This window comes from Chitinophaga sp. 22308, from assembly GCF_052045305.1.
Lineage (GTDB): Bacteria > Bacteroidota > Bacteroidia > Chitinophagales > Chitinophagaceae > Chitinophaga > Chitinophaga varians_A.
In genome coordinates this window covers 302,820-317,825 of the sequence record NZ_JBQEOP010000004.1, presented here as the reverse complement: position 1 = coordinate 317,825, position 15,006 = coordinate 302,820, and the positions used below count along the sequence as shown (strand labels likewise).

The 15,006-nt window shown below is 47.2% G+C and carries 15 protein-coding genes and 1 tRNA gene; 12 read left to right on the top strand and 4 right to left on the bottom strand.

Features of this window, described 5'->3' with window-relative positions:
• The first annotated feature begins 83 nt into the window (after positions 1-83).
• The gene (locus tag ACTJJS_RS17390) at positions 84-707 is read left to right on the top strand and encodes a polysaccharide deacetylase family protein (protein ID WP_440664626.1); all 624 of its coding nucleotides are present in this window, start codon (positions 84-86) and stop codon (positions 705-707) included.
• A gap of 54 nt (positions 708-761) precedes the next feature.
• On the opposite strand, the gene ACTJJS_RS17385 is transcribed toward ACTJJS_RS17390, so the two are convergent.
• Positions 762-1,655 (bottom strand): hypothetical protein, encoded by an 894-nt coding sequence (locus ACTJJS_RS17385; protein WP_168870426.1) that lies wholly within the window; start codon positions 1,653-1,655, stop codon positions 762-764.
• A gap of 101 nt (positions 1,656-1,756) precedes the next feature.
• Between ACTJJS_RS17385 and ACTJJS_RS17380 the strand changes: the two genes are divergently transcribed.
• The 7 genes from ACTJJS_RS17380 to ACTJJS_RS17350 all read left to right on the top strand — a co-directional run bounded on the left by ACTJJS_RS17380 (position 1,757) and on the right by ACTJJS_RS17350 (position 9,489).
• Positions 1,757-2,527 (top strand): TatD family hydrolase, encoded by a 771-nt coding sequence (locus tag ACTJJS_RS17380; protein WP_440664625.1) that lies wholly within the window; start codon positions 1,757-1,759, stop codon positions 2,525-2,527.
• Between the two features lie 41 nt (positions 2,528-2,568).
• Positions 2,569-3,609 (top strand): asparaginase, encoded by a 1,041-nt coding sequence (locus tag ACTJJS_RS17375; RefSeq protein WP_168870428.1) that lies wholly within the window; start codon positions 2,569-2,571, stop codon positions 3,607-3,609.
• 146 nt (positions 3,610-3,755) lie between these two features.
• Positions 3,756-4,448 (top strand): aquaporin Z, encoded by a 693-nt coding sequence (aqpZ, locus tag ACTJJS_RS17370; protein ID WP_440664623.1) that lies wholly within the window; start codon positions 3,756-3,758, stop codon positions 4,446-4,448.
• 90 nt (positions 4,449-4,538) lie between these two features.
• Positions 4,539-4,628, top strand: a tRNA-Ser gene (locus ACTJJS_RS17365).
• Between the two features lie 152 nt (positions 4,629-4,780).
• Positions 4,781-5,392 (top strand): hypothetical protein, encoded by a 612-nt coding sequence (locus ACTJJS_RS17360; protein ID WP_440664622.1) that lies wholly within the window; start codon positions 4,781-4,783, stop codon positions 5,390-5,392.
• Positions 5,393-5,559: 167 nt separating this feature from the next.
• Positions 5,560-7,500 carry a hypothetical protein gene (locus ACTJJS_RS17355; RefSeq protein ID WP_440664621.1) on the top strand — a complete coding sequence of 647 codons (1,941 nt, stop codon included), beginning with the start codon at positions 5,560-5,562 and terminating at the stop codon, positions 7,498-7,500.
• Between the two features lie 243 nt (positions 7,501-7,743).
• On the top strand, positions 7,744-9,489 hold the full coding sequence (locus ACTJJS_RS17350; RefSeq protein ID WP_440664620.1) for a hypothetical protein: 1,746 nt from the start codon (positions 7,744-7,746) through the stop codon (positions 9,487-9,489).
• On the opposite strand, the gene ACTJJS_RS17345 is transcribed toward ACTJJS_RS17350, so the two are convergent.
• Positions 9,454-9,642 (bottom strand): pentapeptide repeat-containing protein, encoded by a 189-nt coding sequence (locus ACTJJS_RS17345; RefSeq protein WP_440665016.1) that lies wholly within the window; start codon positions 9,640-9,642, stop codon positions 9,454-9,456. The genes ACTJJS_RS17350 and ACTJJS_RS17345 overlap by 36 nt on opposite strands.
• A gap of 160 nt (positions 9,643-9,802) precedes the next feature.
• Here ACTJJS_RS17345 and ACTJJS_RS17340 point away from each other — a divergent pair, with 160 nt between their 5' ends.
• The 4 genes from ACTJJS_RS17340 to ACTJJS_RS17325 all read left to right on the top strand — a co-directional run bounded on the left by ACTJJS_RS17340 (position 9,803) and on the right by ACTJJS_RS17325 (position 13,556).
• Positions 9,803-11,440: a vitamin K epoxide reductase family protein gene (locus tag ACTJJS_RS17340; protein WP_440664619.1), complete on the top strand. Its 1,638-nt coding sequence runs from the start codon at positions 9,803-9,805 to the stop codon at positions 11,438-11,440.
• Between the two features lie 116 nt (positions 11,441-11,556).
• Complete coding sequence (locus ACTJJS_RS17335) at positions 11,557-11,760, top strand: hypothetical protein (RefSeq protein WP_440664618.1); 204 nt, start codon at positions 11,557-11,559, stop codon at positions 11,758-11,760.
• 125 nt (positions 11,761-11,885) lie between these two features.
• A complete protein-coding gene (locus ACTJJS_RS17330) occupies positions 11,886-12,656 on the top strand; it encodes a helix-turn-helix domain-containing protein (protein ID WP_440664617.1) in 771 nt (256 codons plus the stop codon).
• A gap of 69 nt (positions 12,657-12,725) precedes the next feature.
• Entirely contained in the window at positions 12,726-13,556 is an 831-nt protein-coding gene (locus ACTJJS_RS17325) for an ester cyclase (protein WP_440664616.1), read from the top strand.
• A 64-nt stretch (positions 13,557-13,620) separates the two neighbouring features.
• Here the strand turns inward: ACTJJS_RS17325 and ACTJJS_RS17320 are convergent, their stop codons facing one another.
• Both ACTJJS_RS17320 and ACTJJS_RS17315 read right to left on the bottom strand, forming a co-directional pair.
• Entirely contained in the window at positions 13,621-14,250 is a 630-nt protein-coding gene (locus tag ACTJJS_RS17320) for a TMEM175 family protein (protein ID WP_440664615.1), read from the bottom strand.
• 93 nt (positions 14,251-14,343) lie between these two features.
• Positions 14,344-14,934: an RNA polymerase sigma-70 factor gene (locus tag ACTJJS_RS17315; RefSeq protein ID WP_168870435.1), complete on the bottom strand. Its 591-nt coding sequence runs from the start codon at positions 14,932-14,934 to the stop codon at positions 14,344-14,346.
• Between the last annotated feature and the right edge of the window lie 72 nt (positions 14,935-15,006).

The following is a 15,006-nucleotide window of genomic DNA, read 5'->3' as shown; positions in this document are numbered from 1 at the left end:
AATAGCATTTAGGTTTCTGTCATGGGCTTTAGTGCTTTTAACCTATCTTGCGGTCATCAGCTCACTGCTAAAAGTCAAAGCGCTTGTTCTATCTTACCAAAACACCCGGCATACTGAAAGCTTTGTACAAAAGCTGCATATGGGACCTTTCTCCTGCAAACAGTAATGTGTACCTGACTTTTGATGATGGCCCCCATCCGGAAGCCACCCCGTTCATCCTCGAACAGCTGAAAAAATATGATGCCAAAGGCACGTTTTTCTGTATCGGTAAAAATGTGGTGGAGCATCCGGACATCTATCAGCAGATACTGGAAGCAGGGCATAGCACAGGCAATCATACCCATAATCATGTGAACGGCTGGAAGACCAGTACTGACAAGTATATTGAAAACATCCTCGAAGCGGGGAAATACATCAGCTCACCGCTTTTCAGGCCACCCTACGGCAGGATTACGCCATTCCAGGTAAAACAGCTGAAAAGGACCGTCCCCGGCACCAAAATCATCATGTGGGACGTACTGAGCGCAGATTTTGACCAGGAGATAGATGGCGAAGCCTGTGTACAGAACGTGGTTTTCAAAATGAAGCCGGGTTCTATTGTGGTGTTCCATGACAGCACCAAAGCATGGGACCGGATGTCTTATGCGTTGCCGCGGGTGTTGGAATATTGCAAGAAGCAGGGCTACAACATGGCCGCCATCCACTAATAAAAAACCCGGGACCACAGGCCCCGGGCGGTAATATGATTTTGTTGAGTGGCTTTATTTTAACGTTACTTCCCTTACTTTATCGCCGTTGATAGTGATGGTTGCCTTATCATCACATACCCCGTTACCGTAGTCGATTACTGCGGAGAGGCTGTTGTAAGCCACCAACAGCTTGCCTTGGCTTACCCATTTACAGGCGGTGGCCTTTATCAGCGGCGACTGGGTGGTGATGGTAGCGCTGCCGGTTGGTCCGCCTTTTACGTAGGTGAGGGCTGCATTACCTTCGAGGCTGTACACGTTATCATTAGGTGTAGGGGTGCCTGCGCCAGCGGTTTGTGTCACGGTCTTCTTGCTGGTATAACCTACGATCAGCGTATCGGCGTAGCTTACGCGGCCATCGGTTATTTCTGATGTGTATTTAACACCGGTAGTGGTGTTATAGCTGATACCGGAGATGACGTTTTTGCCGGCGACAGGGATGCCGTTGTATTTATATCCTTCCAGGGTGATTTCCACGCGGGTACCGTTAGCGAACAGGAAACCGGTGAAATTGATGTATACCTTACCACTGCGCGTAACGCCGTAGTTGTCACGGCAGGCGTCGCCGTAATCGATGGTCATTTGTTTGGGCCATACGGTGGGATCTGCGCTGCTGATGAGGATGGAAGGGCAGCCGGTGACGTTGGCATAATCAGCATAATCCGCTTTACGGACGTTGCCGGCCACGTTCTGGTCTACTGCCGCGATAGCGGCTGTTTCAAATAAATCGCCATACATGCCCTGCACCTGTGTTTCGTGGGAGGCCACTACCAGCGTGTTGTTGTCGTTTTCGTTGTTGGTCGCCGCATCGGTGGTCACTTCTTTTTTGCAGGCGAAGAAAAGGGTCGCCACCGCCACCACAGCGATGGTACCTGCCAGCACACGATTTGTACTGAAATAGCTTTTCATGGTATAGTTTTTTTAAATTAGGTTTTTCAGGATTTACCTTTGCGAAACCAAGATACCTATTAAATATTACAAAAAATAGAAATTTAACAAATATTTTTATCATGTTCTGGATCGATACGCACGCCCATTTATACTCGGATGAATTTCTGGCCGACCAGCAGGAAATGGTGAAACGTGCCCTGGATGCCGGGGTGACCACCCTGCTGCTGCCTAATATTGACGAATCGTCCATTACCGCCATGCTGAAACTGGAAGCTGCGTATCCCAAAAACTGTTTTGCCATGATGGGGCTGCACCCCTGTTATGTGAAGCCGGACGTGGAAAATCAGATGCGGCTTATCAAAGACTGGCTGATACACCGCTCCTTCAAGGCCATTGGAGAGATAGGGCTGGATTTTTACTGGGACAAGTCGCTGGCGGAGCAGCAGTACCAGGCGTTCCGGGAGCAGCTGCAACTGGCGAAGCAATACAAACTGCCCGTGTCCATCCATAGCCGCGAGGCCACACGGGAATGCATAAACGAAGTAAAAACCTTACAGGACGGCAATCTCAGCGGCGTGTTCCACTGCTTTTCGGGTACGCTGGAAGAAGCTAAAGAGATCATCGGCCTCGGATTTTACCTGGGCATCGGGGGAGTGGCCACATTTAAAAAATCCGGGCTCGACAAAATCATCGAAAACATTGACCTGGAACACATCGTACTGGAAACGGACGCGCCTTACCTGGCACCGGTGCCTTACCGTGGCAAACGTAATGAAAGTGCCTATATCCCATTGATCGGTGAAAAGGTGGCAGATATAAAAAATCTAAAAATAGAAGACGTAGCCGCTATTACCAGCAGCAATGCACGCAAATTATTCAAAACGCTCTAACTGTTTAGAGGGTAACTTTGCGGGCAACTGGCAGTTAGACAATGAGTAAAATTCTGATAATCTACACGGGCGGCACAGTAGGCATGATCTACGATGACAAGACCAAAGCGCTCCGCCCGATCGGCTTCAATGAAATACGGAACAATTTACCGGAACTATACCGGATGGGGATTGATTTTTACGTGTATGCGTTCAACCCGCCTATCGACTCCTCAGACATGCAGCCGGAAATATGGGTGGAACTGGCCAGTATCATTGAAGACCGTTACGACCGCTACGATGGATTTGTGATTCTTCACGGCTCAGACACCATGGCGTTTACCGCCTCCGCACTGAGCTTCATGCTGGAGAACCTGTCCAAACCCGTTATCCTCACCGGTTCACAGCTGCCCATCGGTAAAATCCGTACCGACGCGAAGGAGAACATTATCACTGCCATGGAAATAGCCTGCTCACGGCATAACAACGGCAGTCAGGCATCGATGGTACCGGAAGTATGTATTTATTTCGACTTCTCCCTCTTCCGCGGCAACCGTTCCAAAAAATACAACGCCGAAAAATTTGAAGCGTTCTATACCATGAACTATCCACAGCTGGCGGAAGCAGGCATAGACATCAAATACAAACAGCAATTTATTCTGCCCACACCTTCCGCGCCGCTGAAAGTACATAAGGAGCTGGAAACCAATATCACTGTATTGAAGCTGTTCCCTGGCATCACCCGCAGCGCCGTGGAAGCCATTCTCAGCGTTCCCGGCCTGAAAGGCGTGATCATGGAGACATTTGGCAGTGGTAATACCAATACCCAGCCATGGTTCATTGAAAGCATCAAAAAAGTGATCGATAACGGCGCTATCGTGGTAGACATCACCCAATGTGATGGCGGCTCCGTGGAACTGGGCAAATACGAAACCAGCCAGCACCTGGTGGAAGCAGGCGTTGTCAGCGGTCATGATATGACCTTTGAAGCAGCGGTGACCAAGCTGATGTTTGTACTGGGACAGGGCCTTACCAAAGCAGAATGCAAAAAAATGATCGAAACTTCGCTGCGTGGTGAACTGACGCCGATAGAAGTGTATTAATACGAATATAAAAGAGAATTAAAGCAGAAAGTATTGAAACAGTATACTTTCTGCTTTTTTATTGCAATTTTTTTTCTATATTTAATTATCAAGCCTATTCCATCCCTGATCTGTAAAGTGTTTCTATCACCACAAAACTCCAAAGTATGAATGTTTCGTTAACGCAAAAGTTCATTGCAGAATTCTTCGGCACGCTGGTGCTGGTGCTGATCGGTTGCGGCAGCGCCGTAATCGCCGGCAGTCACGTAGGTCTTCTGGGCATTTCTTTTGCCTTCGGCCTGTCGGTGCTGACGATGGTATATGCCATCGGCCATATCTCCGGATGCCACATTAACCCGGCTATTACCATTTCCATGCTGGCCTTCGGCAAAATTTCCGGTAAAGATGCGGGCGCTTACATCGTTGCGCAGATACTGGGCGCTATTGCCGCGGCAGGCATCCTCTACTGCATCGCAGGCGGCAGGGCCGAGTATTCCCTGGCAGCCAACGGACTGGGACAGAACGGTATCGGCGACAACTATCAGGACCACTACAATGTAGCCAGCGGCCTGATCTTTGAAATCGTTTTCACCGCTATCTTCCTGGTAGTGATCCATGGCGCCACCAGCAAAAACAACAGCAACGGCGCACTGGCAGGCGTAGCCATCGGTCTCTCCCTGACCATGATCCACATCGTGGGCATTCCCATTACCGGCGTGTCTGTAAACCCAGCCCGCAGCATCGGTCCGGCACTCTTCGTAGGTGGCGATGCGCTGGCCCATCTCTGGATATTCATCGTAGGCCCCGTTATTGGCGGGCTTATCGGCGGAGCCATCTGGAAGCTTTATGACAAAGCCTAAAAAAAACTTGGTAAATAAAAGTAAAGGATTATCTTTGCAACCCTGAAACGGAAGACTCAACCCCTTCAGCAACGTTTCAAAGATAATCACGGAGAAGTGCAGGAGTGGTTGAACTGGCACGCCTGGAAAGTGTGTATAGGTGAAAGCCTATCAAGGGTTCGAATCCCTTCTTCTCCGCCACCATGCCCTGATGATCACCGATCGTCAGGGTTTTTTCTTTATATCCCGATACCAGCGCAGCCAGCACCAGAGAGCTCCTATACCGATTTCACCTATTCAGATCGTCTTAGCCACCTTTTAATAAAATCTCCAAAATTTAAATTATCTGATCCATGAAACAGTTAATGTATTCCCTCACCTTTCTGCTGCTGATAACAGCAGCTGTATCATCTATTACCTCCTGTAGCAAAAAAGGCGATCCCGGTCCTGCCGGCCAGCAAGGACAAAAAGGCGACAAAGGCGATAAAGGTGATACCGGCGCCGGCGGCCCTGGCGGCTCCAAGGGCGACCCAGGCACCGCCAATGTCATCTATTCCGATTGGCTCGATGTTGCCTATAAACCCGATACTGTTCATCGTGCCGGTGGCACCATTGACACATTGGGTTACTATGCCATTATCACAGCTCCAAAATTAACGACCAGCATACTGAACTCCGGTGAACTGAAAGTATATGTCAACCAGAACTCCGCTGCCGATCCGGTGATCACCTCCCTGCCATACACCGATTTAAGGAGCGGCCTTTACATCAGCTATGTTGCCTATCAACAGGCGATACAATTAGAGTCCAACGGAGATATTAGCACCGTGCAAAATAATGCTGGTGTAAAACGCCGCCAATACCGGTATATCCTTATACCTGGCGGCGTTGCTGCAAGGAAAACAAATACTGTCAACTGGAACAATTACAACGAAGTAAAAGCTTACCTGGGACTGAAGGATTAATACACAGCACATCCATAAAACAAGCTGCACCAGCGGTTTTCAAGGGACAGGCGTAAGCCTGTCTCTTCCTTGTTTTCAGTGTTATCGGAAACGCCGAACGCTACGTAAATAGAGTGCGTATGCGTTTGTTAAATTAGTGGAATAACCTCAAAACTAATTTGAACAAGATGACCCTAAAGAATGAGCAGCCATCCAAAGTGCTGCATAAAGAATCCGAAGACATGTCCGGCATCAACACCCTCCAATTGATGGACGCTTTAATTACAGAAACAAACAGTGAAGATGCTTATGGTGACATGTACGCCCGTGGCGCAGATGGGAACATGCGCCGAATTCCCGCAGGAACAGTCGGCCAGATGCTCAAAGTGGATGCAGACGGATTTCCCGCCTGGGCAAATGATATCACCAACACGATCGTGGTGAATGCTGGGCCCGATCAAACCCTCTCTGTAGCCAATACCAACTTACAGGGAGTTGCCAGTGATCCCAACAATTCCATCACATCGTATCGGTGGTCGAAACAGTCCGGCCCCGCAGAACCCATTGGCACTGGCTTTAACGGAGGCTCATTTACACCGTTGAGGACAAGGACCTTTACTCCCTCCGGGGCCGGGGATATCGTCTTTGACAACACGAATACCCAACCCGGTGATCTGATCATACTGGACGGAAACTTCAGGTCTGTAACATTAAACAATGTGCAGGGCACAGCAGCCAACCCGATCGTTTTCAGGAACCCGGCCGGCCAAACCACGCGGATCGGTAATACCACATGGGCCGCAAACGGAGGACCAGCTTATGCATTGCAAACCTCCAACTCCAAACACTTTATTTTTGCCGGGACCCATTGGAACAACCTGCTTTTTACAGGGTCCGAAGTCAATACTGACGGCGGCGGCGAACCTTATCGCTCTGCTTACAGGAACCTGTCATTTGATGCGTTTTCCGAGCAATTCGAGATCTGCTATTTTACGGCAACAAAAGGTGGCACCTGCATCGTAGCCAAGACCGACCCCGTATCCGGACAAAGCGCATCATGGTATCCCAATACAACATTGCAGGACATACTGATACACGACTTTGTCATCGATAGCCCTTACAATGAAGGCCTGTACATTGGACATACCGCTACTTATTGGGACTTAATCAGTAACACGCCCTATAATCAGAGCCCATACGATGCACCTCCGGCAGACAGCAACCGGTACAAGCAACCCATTATGATCAGTAATGTCAAGGTGTGGAATGGCCGGATATTAAATACCGGTAAAGATGGTATTCAGATTTCAGCCTGTAAGAATATAGAGGTCTATCAAAACGAAGTTGTCAACTGGGCATCTGTCAATGTTCCTGACAGAGCCAATCATAACGGCGGGATTCTAATCGGCGGGCGGTCTGAAACCAGCAATGTTCACGACAATATCACCCATGATGCCTGGGGAGAACATTTTCAGTTTTATGGCACCGGTACCGGACATATCTTCAAAAACAATCTCTGCTATAATACAGACGCATCGAATGTGAGCGGCGATATGGCCTCCATCGCTGCAAGGTCAGGGTCCAATAACACAGAAAATCATCCGGGCCAGGTTACAGTAGAAGGAAATACATTTTCCAGATGTGGGAACGGGTCACTGGTAAGGGTAAACGGATATAACAATAAATCCGGCAGCGTGTCCGGCACCGACAATCTGCAGGTGATCATGAAACGCAATATCCTGATGGCTCCGCGGAACAATGCCGGTGGTGATAATTATGACAGCTTCTATGTATACACGGAAAATCCGCAGGATTATGGATACGACAAAATTGTAACCAGACCATTGGCAGGGGCTGATGCAAATGTTCAGTACCTCACTATGGCGATGGCCAACGTAGATACCAACAACTATTACCTGCCCAACAACACCGCAGTTATACAGGGATTCAGGAAAACCAAACCTGTAGGCCCCCAGGCCGTAACAGGCGCATCTGTGATCGTTACACCAAACACAGCAACTACAGCAGTGACCAATATGGTGAGCGGCGTATATGTGTTCAGGTTAGTAGCCGGAAATACACTGGGCCAATACAAGAGCAGCACTGTTCAGGTGACGGTGACGCTGTAAAATTATCCAGCCCAAAATTTCCGGGCGGCTATCCACGCTTCCCGCTGTTGTCTTAAATACCTGGCAGGCTTGCCTTTAAGCCTGCCAGGTATTATTATTGTCAGCAGCATCATATGCTTCCGGTAATTATAATCCTGCTGAAGAATACCTGATACGCTGACAAACAGCACACAAACATCGCGGTATGCTTAAAAAGAATAACTTTACACTCCAGACATAATTCCTTATACCTAAAAGATCCCAATGAAACGTATTTACCTAACCCTGTGCCTGGCAATTTCCAGCATCGTTGCCCATTCCCAGAAAACATCTGTCAAATGGGGAGAAGACTTTAAACTCCGCAAAGGCAGCACTGACCTGCAGGTCATACATGCCGACAACAGCGGCGTTTATCTCCAGGAAAGTCACATGGCCCTGAAAGCCTACTTCGTAGTAGGCGCCACACTGAGAGAATCCGCGGCCCTCGTAAAAGTGGATAAAAATCTAACGGAAATATACCGCAATGATTTTAACAAGGAGCTGAGAGGCAAAGAATTCGTACAGTTCTTTCCCTGTGAAGACAAACTGTTTATGTTTTCATCCGACTATAGCCGCCGGGACAGGACACTTGCCCTGTATGCCGCTGCGGTAAACAAGAACACCGGAGAACTGACCGGGGAATTCAGGGAAGTGGCCACCTTCCAGAAAGATGAGAAAAGTGATGACATTGATTTCAAGATCGACTACAATACAGACAGCAGCAAAATCCTGATCGTAAGCAGTGTGCAAGGAACAGAAAACAATGAGTATAAAATTCAGGAACTCGATAAAAACCTCAGAGCTACCGCCAAACCAATTACGCTCAGGAATGAATTTGAACGTAAAAAATACCAGCTGGAAGACGTGTTGTATACCAGCGACCGCAAAGTTGTACTAGTAGGACGTATGTATGAATACGAAGAAGGCAGAAAGAAAAAAGAGAAATTCCTTGACTTCACCAACTATAATATCCGCATCTATGACGAAAAAGGAAAACAACAATCGGAGATCAACACCAGCTTCAACGGAAGATGGCTCTTCAGCACCAAATTAGTACAGGAAAAGAACAAAGACCTTGTCCTGGCCGCCTTCTACAGCAATGCGAAAAAAGGTAAAACAATTGATGGGCTGCTGGTGCAACGAATCAACGTGAATGACGGGAAAATAATATCTACCAGTGAAAAACAAATCAACAACTCACTGTTGTCCGGCGATGCTGACAAAGCAGATAATGATGATGCTGATGACGATAAAGAAGAAACCAGGGAAGAGCGGAAAATGAGAGAAGAGCTGAGTAAAATGAAAGATGAAGGAGAGGGCTTCTCCAAAAACATGCAGTTCCGGAAAATCTTTTATACCGCAGATGGTGGCCTTGTTATCCTGGCTGAACAATACCGTCATTTTGTAACCACTACCTCCAGCTACAGCAGCAGCGGCAGTGTTAACGGCCCATCCGGACAATGGCGGTCCACCACCTATTCCACCTACCTCTGTGGCGATCTTATGATGTGCAAGATCGATAACGCAGGTAACATCGGATGGTTACAAGTGCTGCCTAAAAGCCAACGGGAAATTATACAAGGCCCTTCCTCCACCATGGCTACCGGCATTGGCTTCAACACCAGCTATTTCCTGGAAGGCAACAGGCCTTTCTATTCAGGTTTTGGCGCACTCCAGGCTTCAGGTACCATCCAGCTCCTGTTTAATGACAGTCCTAAAAACAGCGCTGTCACCCAGGCAGGCCAGAAAGCCAGAACGATCGGCCGTTTTGCCAAGTCTGATTGCTTTATTTTAAATATCGACGAAGCTTCCGGCAAACTGAAAAGAAAAGTATTATTCAGTAACGCCGACGTACCTACTGCCATGCCTCGGTTAGGAGCCATTATCGGTAATGATATGTACGTAGTTGGAAAAACAGACCGGATGATGGGCAAATCAAAAGTTGCCATAGCTAAGATTTCTGTGCAATAAAACATGCCTGGTGTAAAGCGCTGGCAGTCGTTTTGTTGCCGGCGCCTTCATCTTATTAATTCCGGATTTATCACCCCAAATCGCCAAATCCGAATTTTTAAAATCAGCGGACGTCAAATCTGCTTCTGAAAAATTAGCTCTTTCTTTGAAAATCGCAACCCTGAATTCACACTACCATACTGCTTTTGAGGCGACTACGTTTATTGGCTAGCAGCACAATGATCTTCAGTAAACTTATCTACACTAATAAAAATATTTCAATATTACTTTTTTTCAATATTTTCAGAATACCCTAAGGTCAACCTATTGTACTATGCAACTACTCAAAATAATCACCGGCAGGAAGCAGGGTAACGTTTTTAATGTCTGTCACTTTTTACTGGAAATGCTGAAAGTTAACTTTACAGTAAGAGGACTTGCCGATGCCCTGCGACAGCATATAAGCTTTCCTTCGCTGTTATCACTCAAGGACATACTTTTTTTGTATGGTATTGAATCGGTTGCCATACAAAAAGGCAGGTATCGCTACAGTGATTTTGAAACGCCATTCATCTGTTCTATACAGCAGGAAGACTGGCCCGAGATACATTTCACGATTGTAACACGAACAGAAGCTGATACTATAGAATATCTCAATCCACTTACAAATAAACTGGCTCTTCTTTCGCTGGAAGAATTTGAGAAGATCGACAAGAACATTATTCTTCTGATGGATACCTCTGCGCCGAAGCATGAATCCAATCTAGTAGCAAACAGGAAGAAACAATATAACGGTTTAGTGGCTCAAATAGTCCCATTATTCCTCGCATTTGCAGCTGCCGCGTTTGCTGCTGGCAATATAATTTTTTTCTCTACCGACATAGTCCGCTGGTGTGCATCAGGATTTTTGCTATCCTCCTTCCTGGGACTGGCAACGACATCTCTGCTGATCTGGAATGAAGTAGATGAACACAATCCTTTTATCAGGGAGGTATGCGGCGGCAGCAAGAAAGTAAACTGTAATGCAATATTGACATCCTCGGGAGCTGCGCTTCTCGGAATAAGCTGGTCGGTATGGGGTTTTGCATTCTTTGCTGCTTTTTTCTCAATACAGGTGCTCTTTCCTGCTGATACCAGCTTTATGCTGATATGCTCGGCCCTTTCACTGCTCGCGGCACCATACGTTTTCTTTTCTGTTTATTACCAATGGAAAGTAGCAAAGCAGTGGTGTTCACTTTGCCTGACGGTACAGGTGGTCCTAGCCATCAATGCTTTGATCGCTGGCTATTACTTATGGGGCAGCTCCCTTGCCACAATTTATGTTACACCATACAGCATTGTGATTGCCCTGCTTACAGGGCTATTCTTTCTTTTTATCACCAATACCGTAATACCGGAACTCAGAAATGCGCGTGCTGGCAAAGGATATGAACAGAAATGGAAAACATTAAAATACAACCCACAGATATTTGGAGCCCTGCTTGATAAGAGCGAACGGATCAGCATTCCGGCCAGCAACATGGGCATCACCTTGGGTAACCCTAATGCCACGAACGAAATTATTAAAGTATGCAATCCTTATTGTGGTCCATGTTCCAAAGCCCATCCAGAACTGAAACATATCATTCAAAATAATCCTGATGTAAAATTGCGCATCATTTTCATTGCCACGGGAGAGAACAATGACAAAAGAACTGCGCCGGTGGCACATCTGTTGGCCATACAACAAAAGTATGGCGGCGAAAAAGTCCAACATGCACTGGACGACTGGTACCTGGCTACCGATAAGGACTACACTACATTTTCTCAAAAATACCCGATGAACGGAGAGTTGCAGGAACAAAGGGAGAAAATACATGCCATGCGCAACTGGTGCAAAACGATGAAGATCAGGGTTACTCCTACCATATTCATCAATGGAAAAGAGCTGCCCGATAATTATGACCCGGCCGAATTAAAGAATTTTTTCTAGGAAAATAGTCGGAGACGGTTGCAAACGATCCCCGACACAGAAGGCTCCCTGTAAAAGACTCTCTGAAGATACCCCGGAGAAGGAGGGTATCGTGTTTTAATCTCAATTTCACCATTATGAAAAAAATATCATTAAAAAACTTAAATGCATTTGACATTCAAAAACTGTCATTAGACGACATGAAAAAAGTAGGAGGAGGAGTACAAGACAATTGCTATCCGGAATATTTCGCATGTAAAGACGGTACTTGTATTCCATGGGTATTGGTAAATGACGGCATTAAGCATTGCCGCGATGGCAGCGATGAGTTTGACGCTTAATCACATTTAGCTGTACATGTACAGTAGAAAATAGCCTGGTTAAGTCCCTACCAAGACTTAATCAGGCTTTATTACAGACACACTAAGACCACATTCAACAATAAAATACCTATCTTCATCTTGTTATGAAGACATACCTGCCATCACCACCGCTTCAGCCTTTCATTCAGCTTTACCGGATCATAGAAAGCCGGGATGAAAAGGTGAACCGTGTATTGCCGGACACCACGCCGACCATCGCGTTCCGGTTTAAAGGGCAACTGCGCTACATTGAAGGTGAACAGCCGGCCATTACGCTGCCTGCCTCCGTTATCTCCGGCCTGAGAAACACTGTCCGGCTGATTAACTACCAACCTGATACTGCCGCCATCATTGTGCAGTTCAAAGCCACCGGCGCGGCAGCGTTCTTCAAAACACCGTTGCATGAACTGTTTGGACACAGCGTTTCGCTGGACCATTTCATCAACCCGCAACAGCTAACAGACCTGGAAGAACAGCTGTCAGTCGCCGCCAGTGATGCACAAAGGGTACTGCTGCTGGATAATTTTCTGCTGGCGCAGTTGCGTTTCCCGAAACAGGACGAGCTGGTACTGCATGCGCTGCACCAAATACACGCGGCTAACGGCGACGTAAATATGAAAGCACTGGCGACGGCCCATTTCATCAGCCAGGACGCTTTTGAAAAACGCTTTCGGAAGGTGATGGGCACCACGCCGAAACAAATGGCCTCTATCATCCGGATGAGGGCCGTCCTTCAGCAGCCACCGGCAGACAGGAACCTAACCCGTCTTGCGCTGGACGCTGGCTACTTCGACCAGGCACATTTCAACCGCAGCTTCAAACAGTTCACAGGACTGACCCCCACCGCCTTCTTCCAGGCGCCCTCCTTCTGGTAAAATCAATGATTTTTTACAATGCTTCAGTGACGGTATTCCCCAATTTTGTGGTACTAAAACAATAGTACAATGATCATCCGATTATCGCTGTGCGCCCTGCTGCTGGCAGGTAACACCGCTCATTCACAGATCAAAAATATGCAGCACAAAAACGAATTAACCATGGATACCGTACAACAACACAAAGCCGCCATCACCGAATTCTATGAACAAATGCTGAACCGCCGGCAACTGGACAAAATAGACCAGCTGGTATCAGCAGACTACGCCAATAGCCTGGGAGCCAAAGGCATATCCGGCTTTATGGGCCAGCTGACCACCCTGCTACAGACCTTTCCGGATGCCCAATGGATGATTGTCAGCATGGCCGCAGAGGGCGATAAAGTGTTTGTAAAACAAAAAATGACCTGCACCCATCAGACGCCCTATCTCGGAATGGCACCCACCCATAAGTCCCTTACCAGCGAAGGAACAGGTATCTACACCTTTAAAAACGGGAAAGTCGTCTCTCATGAAATACTGACAGACAGGCTGGGATTCCTGCAACAAATAGGCATATTGCCGGCGGATATTGCAGCACCGGCCAAACAGGAGCAGGTGTATTTTATTGATAGATTCACGGTACCGGCACAAGCGGTGCCCGAATTTATGGAACGCGTGAACTACAACCGGAGCTTCATCCGGCAACTGGAAGACTTTATTACAGACCAGGTTTATCAGCAACAAGAAAACGGGCAGGTTTCCATTGTCACCGTCGCCACTTGGAAAAACCAGGCCAGCCTGGACAACGCCAAATCCAAAGTATTCGAAGAATATAAACGGACCGGCTTTCAGCCGGCAGAATTTTATCAGCGGCTGGGGATAACGATGGACAGAGGGGTATATCAGGCAGGTAATTAAGCTGGTTACAGTATTGAAAAAGGTACTCCTGCAGAGTGCCTTTAAACTTTTTACCCCCACCGGATTACTGCTTTCTACGCCCGGCAACAATCCCGAAAGCGTAATTGAGCTGTACAAGGATAATAAAACCAATACTCAGGTAAGTATTGATAAAACACAATAAAGCTCCGGCAAAATATAACAACTGTGCTACGATAATACGACGCTTTATTGCGCCACTAATAGCTTCAAGATCGCTCTCGGTTTCAACGAACCTGTGCCTTACCGCATAACTCCAGTTGATATAAAGACTGACGCCCAGCATCAATATATTAAACCAGTAAACGAATATGGCAAACCTGTAATTCGTATAATCACTTAAAAATGCTGTCGAAAAAGGTAACAACGACACAAACAGCAGGAACAGCAGGGATAGCCAGTTGAGGTTCCTGTCGCTTTTTTCGATGTAGGCGAATTGAGCGGATTGGCCTACCCAGAAAATACCGGCGGTCATAAAACTCAGAAAATACACGAGAAACCTCGGCATCTGGGCCAGTAAAACATGAGCAAGCTCCCCTTCTGTGAGCTTACCTTCTGCTGCCGGAACTTTAATTTCCAATACCAGCAAAGTCATAGCCACCGCAAATATTCCGTCACTGATGGCTTCTATGCGTTGGGTATTTTTTCCTGCGATTTTGTTGTAGGATAACTTCATGAATGACAATTTGGATATCTTCTTAAAATCGGAATGCTAATAAATTGGCACTATAAAAATAATCATTCCTCTATAAAAGTGGGTCACACGAGGTTAATAGCCTTTGTTTTCCATTACGGCCATTATACTGAGCAACAGCGGGAAAGCGCTGTCCATGCCTTTGCGGATGGCACGCAACGCCTGGGAAATCTTCTTCTCCACTGTTTTGACAGATATTTCCATCCGGTCTGCAATTTCCCGGTAGGTAAGCCCTTCATCGCGGCTCATGCTGAAAATGGCGCGCTGGTCTTCCGGGAAAGTCGCCAATACCCGCTGCAGGACGCTATCCAGCTCCTTAAAAGCCAGGGGCTCATGTTGGAGCAGGTCTTTGGAGATATGGGCCAGTCTTTCATAAAAATTAGTGTCGGATTTGAGATTACGCAGGGCTTTCAGCTCCTGGAAGCGGACGGCCTGAAAAAGGTAGGCTTTCAGGTGGACCACCTCCACTTCCTGCCGGCGATGCCACAGGGAGATGAACACCTCTTGCACGATATCCTGCGCCAGATCGCTGTCAGACAGCATATTACGGGCACGGACATACAGCACTTTCCAATAACGGTTGTACACCGCTGTAAAAGCATCCTGATCATCCAGTGTTATCTGGCTCCAAAGCTGATCATCCGTATATGTGTTGTAATCCGACATGAATCGCTACCTGTTGTTTGCGGGCTACAAACAGGAAGTAACAAGTGTCCATTCTAGATGGTTGGTGAGGGC

Coding starts and splice junctions, on each gene's coding strand:
- ACTJJS_RS17385 (WP_168870426.1), bottom strand. CDS start 1,655: ATGAAAAGCTATTTCAGTACAAATCGTGTGCTGGCAGGTACCATCGCT.
- ACTJJS_RS17380 (WP_440664625.1), top strand. CDS start 1,757: ATGTTCTGGATCGATACGCACGCCCATTTATACTCGGATGAATTTCTG.
- ACTJJS_RS17375 (WP_168870428.1), top strand. CDS start 2,569: ATGAGTAAAATTCTGATAATCTACACGGGCGGCACAGTAGGCATGATC.
- aqpZ (WP_440664623.1), top strand. CDS start 3,756: ATGAATGTTTCGTTAACGCAAAAGTTCATTGCAGAATTCTTCGGCACG.
- ACTJJS_RS17360 (WP_440664622.1), top strand. CDS start 4,781: ATGAAACAGTTAATGTATTCCCTCACCTTTCTGCTGCTGATAACAGCA.
- ACTJJS_RS17355 (WP_440664621.1), top strand. CDS start 5,560: ATGACCCTAAAGAATGAGCAGCCATCCAAAGTGCTGCATAAAGAATCC.
- ACTJJS_RS17350 (WP_440664620.1), top strand. CDS start 7,744: ATGAAACGTATTTACCTAACCCTGTGCCTGGCAATTTCCAGCATCGTT.
- ACTJJS_RS17340 (WP_440664619.1), top strand. CDS start 9,803: ATGCAACTACTCAAAATAATCACCGGCAGGAAGCAGGGTAACGTTTTT.
- ACTJJS_RS17335 (WP_440664618.1), top strand. CDS start 11,557: ATGAAAAAAATATCATTAAAAAACTTAAATGCATTTGACATTCAAAAA.
- ACTJJS_RS17330 (WP_440664617.1), top strand. CDS start 11,886: ATGAAGACATACCTGCCATCACCACCGCTTCAGCCTTTCATTCAGCTT.
- ACTJJS_RS17325 (WP_440664616.1), top strand. CDS start 12,726: ATGATCATCCGATTATCGCTGTGCGCCCTGCTGCTGGCAGGTAACACC.
- ACTJJS_RS17320 (WP_440664615.1), bottom strand. CDS start 14,250: ATGAAGTTATCCTACAACAAAATCGCAGGAAAAAATACCCAACGCATA.
- ACTJJS_RS17315 (WP_168870435.1), bottom strand. CDS start 14,934: ATGTCGGATTACAACACATATACGGATGATCAGCTTTGGAGCCAGATA.